Origin of the sequence: Albidovulum sp. (assembly GCF_049646345.1) — a bacterium.
Taxonomy (GTDB): Bacteria; Pseudomonadota; Alphaproteobacteria; order Rhodobacterales; family Rhodobacteraceae; genus Albidovulum.
The window spans coordinates 1-7,023 of sequence record NZ_JBARVQ010000216.1; the positions used below are offsets into that span (position 1 = coordinate 1).

Consider the following 7,023-nt stretch of genomic DNA (forward strand, 5'->3'; position numbering starts at 1 on the left):
TCGCAGGGCAGCCGTCATCACCCCCATCCCGATCAGGGCCGTGCCACCGATGCGATTCAGCCCGGCCCGTGTTCCGGCCCCCGTCATCCGCGCCCGCATCCGGTCGGCCAGCAGCGCATAGGCCAGCGCATTTGCCGCCGCCAGCGCGACGAAGGTTGCGATGAGGATCGCGAATTGCGGCGCAAGGGCCGCGTCGGGGCGCAGGAATTGCGGCACGAAGGCGATGAAGAAGGCGATGGATTTCGGGTTGAGCGCCGTGACCGCCGCTGCGTGACCGAAAATGTCGCGCACCGGAAGGTCGGTCGCGCCAGAGAGGTCGAACCCCTCCGCCGGGCGGGTTCTGAGCAGGCCGATGCCAAGCCAGATCAGATAAAGGGCGCCTGCCCATTTCAGGATCGTGAAGAGCGTGGCCGAGGCCATGACCAGCGCGCCGACCCCCAGAAGCGACGCTGTCATGGCGACAAGATCGCCGAATGCGACGCCCGCAGCGGTCGCGGCTGCGACCCGTCTGCCTTGTGTCAGCGCATAGGTCAGGACCAGAAGGACCGTGGGCCCAGGGATCAGCAACAGCGCGGTTGAGGCGGCGACAAAGGTTAACCAGAGTTCCAGCGGCATGATCGACTCTCCTGACTTCAGGGGCCGAGCGAGCCATGCGGCATCGGGACTGTCAACCGTGTGATGCGCATCGTGCGGCGGCGACCGGCAGGGCTGCGGGTCAGCGGATTGGTGCCCATTGACGCAAGCGTGAAGTGGCCGTGGGGCACGATCCGTTCGATTTGCGGTTAAATGTCATTGGCCCGGTACGGCCGGGTCTTGTTGATGCGAGGTAACGATGCGTAGCAGAATGAACACCACCACCGCCCTTGTCGCGAGCTTGTCCCTGATGGCGCCGTCGCCGCTCTGGGCTCAGGAAACGGTGCCCGAGGCGGAACCGGAGGTCGCGCTGATCTGCCCGGATGGCTCTGACCTGCCGTGCCCTGAAGGCGTTGAACCGATCCCGGCCCCGACGGACGATCCAGAGGCGGCAGAGGCGGAAGCCGCAGAAGATGCCCCGGCCGAGGCTGATGCTGCGGTAGAAGCGCCCGAAGCGGAAACCGGTGAGGCGGATGCATCCACCGAAATGCCGGAGGCCGATACGGCCGAGGAGGCCGACGCGACTGCCATGGAAGAGCCTGCAGTCGAGGCCGAAACCGGTAGCGATGAGGCCGCAGAGGGCGAGGTCGCGTCAGAAGAGGTGGTGCCCGCTGAACCCGCGGGCGAAGAGACCGCTGAACCCACTGGGGACGCCGCGGCCGAGATGACCGAAGAAGATCCGGTCGTGGATGAGGCTGCCGGGCAAATGGCAGAGGAACCGGCCGCAGCGGACAGCACCGGCGACATTGAGACCGGGGCCGAGGTCGCTCCCGAAGGTGATGAGGCGGTGACTGAAGCGGAACCCGCAATGGACACCGAAACGGAAGCCGAGGCAGAGCCGGAAGCAGATGTTGTCGCCGAAGAGGTGCCCGACCTGCCAGTGCAACCCGACGCGGCCTCTGGCGAGGCACCGGTTGCCGCTGCGGCCTCGGCGCCTGAAGAAGCGGCAGTCGAGGCCGAGGTGACCGAAGAGGTCGTGACCGAGGAAACCGCGCGGTCTTCTGACGAAGATTTCGCCAACAAGGTCAATGAGGCGGCCCCGAAGAAGAAGAAAAAGAAGAAATCCGCTTCCAAGGATGATGATGACGACGGATTGTCGGACGGCGAAAAGGCGGTGCTGCTCGGCCTCGGGGCCGTGGCGGTCGGTGCGCTCTTGTCCAACAACCGCAAGGTGGAGCTGAATTCCGGTGACCGGGTTGTGGTGACGCGCGATGACGGGTCCTACCAGATCATCAAGGACGACAACGCACTTCTGCGTCAGCCCGGTTCAACCGTGCGGACCGAAACCTTCTCGGACGGATCGACCCGGACCACGGTGACGCGGGCGGATGGATCAAAGATCGTGACGATCCGTGATGCCGAATACCGTGTGCTGCGCCGTGCCCATGTGGCGGTCGACGGGACCGAGACGCTTCTGATCGACGATACTGCGATGGTGGAGCCGGTCGACATCACCCGCCTGCCACCGCCCGCCGAACAGCCGGTCTTTTCGGCCGAGGCGGATGAGGCGGAACTGCGCGCGGCGCTTGCGCGTGAGGCGGCGCTGACGCGGCGCTTCTCACTGGCGCAGGTGCGCGATATCGCGCAGGTGAGGGCGCTCGTGCCGGTCATTGACCTGAATGCCATCACGTTTGAGACAGGCTCGGCCGCGATCCGGCCCGATCAGGCGCAGTCGCTGGCACGGCTCGGGCGGCTGATCCAGTCCTATGTCGATGAAGACCCGCGCGAGGTCTTCCTGATCGAAGGCCATACCGACGCTGTAGGCTCGGCCCCCTACAATCTTGCCTTGTCCGACCGGCGCGCGGAATCGGTGGCGCTGGCCTTGACCGAATACTTCGCGGTGCCACCGGAAAACATGGTGGTGCAGGGTTACGGCGAAGAGTTCCTGAAGATCGACACGCAGGACGAAGAACGGCTGAACCGCCGCGCCAGCGTGCGCCGGATCACCGATCTTTTGCGGCAGGCCGCGAACTGACGCGGATTGCGCAGGCTTCGGGTCGCGCGGGATATCCCGCGCGGCCCATTCAGTTCGGGTATCCGAAACGGAGGACCCGATGGACCTGATCTATGACGCAATGCCAACCGAAAACGTCGCCGCTTTGCGCGCGGGCGGACCCGATGCGAATGGCCAGCCGCCTGAACGTGGTGCGATCTCGAGCGGGCAGGGCACGCCCTGCCGCCACTGTCTGGATCAGGTGCCGGAAGGCGCGGAATATCTGATCCTCGCCCACCGGCCCTTTCCCGAATTGCAGCCCTATGCCGAATGCGGCCCGATCTTTCTTTGTGCGGCGGAGTGCGCGCGTTGGGAAGGTGCCGCGCCGCCGCCTATACTGAAATCCAGCACTTCCTATCTGCTGAAAGCCTATTCCCCGGATCATCGCATCCGCTACGGCACAGGCCGCATCCTGCCCAAGGACGGGGTGATTGCCTATGCGGCGACACTTCTGGAAGACGGAGAGACGGCCTTTGTCGATATACGCTCGGCCGTGAACAACTGCTTTCTTCTGCGTATCCGGCGGCGTGTGATCTGATTGCGGCCCCGTGCCGGGGCCATTTCCTTACCTCGGACCCACTTCTTGCGAAGCGGGTCCTCAGGTGCCCCCGGCCCGCAAGACCTGTCCGGATCGCATATGGCGACTCTCCGGGGGAGGGGCCGAGGTTAAAGAAAACCAACCCGAAATGCGGTGTTCTCAGAATCCGAAAGCCGTGCTTTAGTGGCGAAAAGCAAGAACATCAGGGAGGACATGATGACCAAGGTCACGATGACGGTGAACGGGAAATCCGTTTCCGGCGAGGTTGAGGGGCGGACTTTGTTGTCGTCCTTCCTGCGCGAAGGGCTGGGGATGACCGGCACCCATGTCGGCTGCGACACCAGCCAGTGCGGCGCCTGTGTGGTGCATGTCGATGGGCAGGCGGTGAAATCCTGCACGACCTTTGCGGCGGATGTGGACGGGGCCAAGGTCACCACGATTGAAGGCATGGCCAATGCTGATGGCACGCTGGGCACGATCCAGCAGGCCTTCCAGGATCATCACGGGCTACAATGCGGTTTCTGCACGCCGGGCATGGTGATGTCGGCGGCGGCGCTTCTGGCCGAGAATCCGAAACCCTCTGAGGCCGAGATCCGGCACTACCTTGAGGGCAATATCTGCCGCTGCACGGGCTATCACAACATCGTCAAGGCGGTTCTCGCCGCGTCCGGTCAGGACGTGTCGGGCATTGCGGCGGAATAGGGAGGGGACCATGCCGAAAGATCAAGGGATTGGCGCGAGCACGAAGCGCCGCGAGGATGTGCGGTTCCTGACGGGAAAGGGCCGCTATACCGATGACATCAACCTGCGCGGCCAGACCCACGCGGTCTTTGTCCGCTCTCAGGTGGCGCATGGCAAAATCAACAAGATCGATGTGAGCGATGCTGAGGCGATGCCGGGGGTCTTGAAGGTCTTCACCGCCGCGGATTTCGCCGAAAAGGGCGGCGTGCCCTGCGGCTGGCAGATCCATGACCGCGCGGGCAATCCGATGCTGGAGCCGAAGCACCCGATCCTTGCCGATGGCAAAGTGCGTTATGTCGGCGATGCCGTGGCCTGTGTGGTGGCCGAGACCGAGGATCAGGCGCGGGATGCCGCCGAGGCGGTGATCGTCGATATCGACGAACTGCCTGCCGTCGTGGATATGAAGGCGGCTGTCGCGGGCGGCGCGCTGGTGCATGATGAGCTTGGCTCAAACCTCTGTTATGACTGGGGTTTCATCGAGGACAACAAGGCGGCGACCGATGCGGCGTTCAAATCCGCCCATCACGTCACCACGCTGGAACTGGTCAACAACCGGCTCATTCCCAATGCGATGGAGCCGCGGGTCGCGATTGGTGATTACAGCCAGGCGGGCGACGATTACACGCTCTATACGACCAGCCAGAACCCGCATGTGATCCGGCTGCTGATGGGGGCCTTTGTGCTCTCCATCCCCGAACACAAGCTGCGCGTTGTGGCCCCCGATGTGGGCGGCGGCTTCGGCTCGAAGATCTTCCACTATATCGAGGAAGCCTTTGTCACCCATGCCGCCAAGGTGGTGAACCGGCCGGTCAAATGGACCTGCACGCGGTCGGAAAGCTTCATGACCGATGCCCATGGCCGCGATCATGTGACCAAGATCGAACTCGCGCTCGACAAGGGTGGCATGTTTCAGGCGATCCGGACCGAGACCTATGCCAATATGGGGGCGTATCTCTCGACCTTCGCGCCCTCGGTGCCGACCTATCTGCATGGCACGCTGATGGCGGGGAATTACAAGACGCCCAATATCTATGTGAACGTGAAGGCGGTCTTTACCAACACCGTCCCGGTAGACGCTTATCGCGGCGCAGGACGGCCCGAGGCGACCTACCAGCTTGAGCGCGTGATCGACAAGGCGGCGCGCGAGATGGGGATCGACCCGGTGGAAATCCGGCGGCGCAACTTCGTGCAGCCGGATGAGTTCCCCTACCAGACGCCCGTCGCGGTGGCCTATGACACCGGCAATTATCAGGCGACGATGGACAAGCTGGAAGAGATTGCCGATCTGGCCGGGTTTGAGGCACGTGCAGCCGCGTCCAAGAAAAAGGGCCTGCTGCGCGGCCTCGGCATCAACTGCTATATCGAGGCCTGCGGCATCGCGCCGTCTAACCTTGTCGGCCAGTTGGGGGCCCGCGCGGGGCTTTACGAAAGCGCCACCGTCCGGGTCAACGCCACTGGCGGGGTCGTGGTCATGACCGGCAGCCACAGCCACGGGCAGGGGCATGAGACGGCCTTCCCGCAGGTGATTTCCGAGATGATCGGCATCCCGGAAAGTCAGGTCGAGATCGTCCATGGTGACACCGCCAACACACCGATGGGGATGGGCACCTATGGCTCGCGCTCTCTCGCCGTCGGTGGCTCGGCCATGGTCAAGGCCGCGAACAAGATCATCAACAAGGCCAAGAAGATCGCGGCCCATCTGATGGAGGCCTCCGAGGGCGATATCGAACTGAAGGACGGCCAGTTCACCGTCGCGGGCACCGACAAGTCGGTTGACTGGGGCTCGGTCTGCCTTGCGGCCTATGTGCCGCACAACTATCCGCTGGAGGAGTTGGAACCGGGGTTGGAGGAGACGGCGTTCTACGACCCGTCGAACTTCACCTATCCGGCCGGCGCATATGCCTGTGAGGTCGAGGTCGATCCGGAGACCGGCAAGGTGACAATCTGTTCCTTTGCGGCGGCGGATGATTTCGGCAATGTGGTGAACCCGATGATCGTCTCGGGGCAGGTCCATGGCGGGCTTGGCCAGGGGATCGGGCAGGCGATGCTGGAGGCCGCAGCCTATGACGGCAACGGCCAGCTTCTGAGCGGGTCCTACATGGATTACGCCATGCCGCGCGCCGATGATGTGCCCTTCTACACGGTCGACCATTCCTGCCAGACGCCCTGCACCCACAATCCTTTGGGGGTCAAGGGCTGTGGTGAGGCGGGGGCCATCGGCTCGCCGCCTTCGGTCGTCAATGCGGTGATCGACGCGCTCCAGCGCGGCGGTCACAAGGTGGATCATATCGACATGCCTGTCAGCCCCGCGCGGGTCTGGGCGGCAATGCAGGGCTGAGGGAGGATATCATGTACGCATTCGATTTCGAAAAGCCCAAGACGATTGCCGAGGCGGTCACGGCCATGGGGCGCGAGGACGCACAGGCGCTGGGTGGCGGGCAGACGCTGATCCCGTCGCTGAAACAGAGGCTCGCCGCGCCCTCGGTGCTGGTGAGCCTCACCGGCATCAAGGAAATGCAGGGCGTCTGCACCGGCGATGACGGGGCCCTTTGCATTGGCGGGGCGACAAGCCATGCCTTTGTGGCCAGGGAAGCGGCGGCGAAATACCCGGCGCTGGCGGCACTTGCAGGCGCCATCGGCGACCCGGCTGTGCGCAACCGCGGCACAATCGGCGGCAGCCTTGCCAATAACGATCCCTCTGCCGATTACCCGGCAGCGGTGCTTGCCTCAGGCGCCACGATCGTGACCAATACACGCCAGATCGCGGCGGATGACTTCTTTGAGGGGCTCTTCACAACCGCGCTCAATCAAGCGGAAATCATCACCGAGATCCGCTTCCCGCTGCCCGAAAAGGCGCATTACCAGAAGTTCGTCCAGCCTGCCTCGCGCTTTGCCCTGACCGGGGTCTTCGTTGCGAAACATGGGGATAGTGTCAGGGTCGCCGTGACGGGGGCTTCTGAAAACGGGGTCTTCCGCTGGAGTGACGCCGAGGCGGCGCTGTCGGGCAATTTCTCGACTGACGCGGTGAAAGGGCTGAGCCTTGGCGCGGATGGCATGATCGGCGATCTGCACGGGACACCCGAATACCGCGCACATCTGGTGAAGGTCATGACCGCAA

Annotated in this window: 6 protein-coding genes; 5 read left to right on the forward strand and 1 reads right to left on the reverse strand. The window is 63.8% G+C overall.

Going from position 1 to position 7,023, the window contains the following annotated elements; all coding sequences use genetic code 11:
* The coding region (locus WBB85_RS05240) for a LysE family translocator (RefSeq protein WP_432637574.1) at positions 1 to 615 on the reverse strand (615 nt) is incomplete at its 3' end.
* A gap of 229 nt (positions 616 to 844) precedes the next feature.
* On the opposite strand from WBB85_RS05240, the gene WBB85_RS05245 reads away from it, so the two are divergent.
* From WBB85_RS05245 to WBB85_RS05265, 5 genes are all read left to right on the forward strand, one after another.
* Positions 845 to 2,608, forward strand: coding sequence for an OmpA family protein (locus tag WBB85_RS05245; RefSeq protein WP_432637575.1), 1,764 nt, complete (start codon positions 845 to 847; stop codon positions 2,606 to 2,608).
* 79 nt (positions 2,609 to 2,687) lie between these two features.
* Positions 2,688 to 3,164, forward strand: coding sequence for a DUF1203 domain-containing protein (locus WBB85_RS05250; protein ID WP_432637576.1), 477 nt, complete (start codon positions 2,688 to 2,690; stop codon positions 3,162 to 3,164).
* Between the two features lie 216 nt (positions 3,165 to 3,380).
* A complete protein-coding gene (locus WBB85_RS05255) occupies positions 3,381 to 3,866 on the forward strand; it encodes a (2Fe-2S)-binding protein (protein ID WP_432637577.1) in 486 nt (161 codons plus the stop codon).
* 10 nt (positions 3,867 to 3,876) lie between these two features.
* Positions 3,877 to 6,243 carry a xanthine dehydrogenase family protein molybdopterin-binding subunit gene (locus tag WBB85_RS05260; protein WP_432637578.1) on the forward strand — a complete coding sequence of 789 codons (2,367 nt, stop codon included), beginning with the start codon at positions 3,877 to 3,879 and terminating at the stop codon, positions 6,241 to 6,243.
* A gap of 11 nt (positions 6,244 to 6,254) precedes the next feature.
* On the forward strand, positions 6,255 to 7,023 hold a 769-nt coding region (locus WBB85_RS05265; RefSeq protein ID WP_432637579.1), incomplete at its 3' end, for an FAD binding domain-containing protein.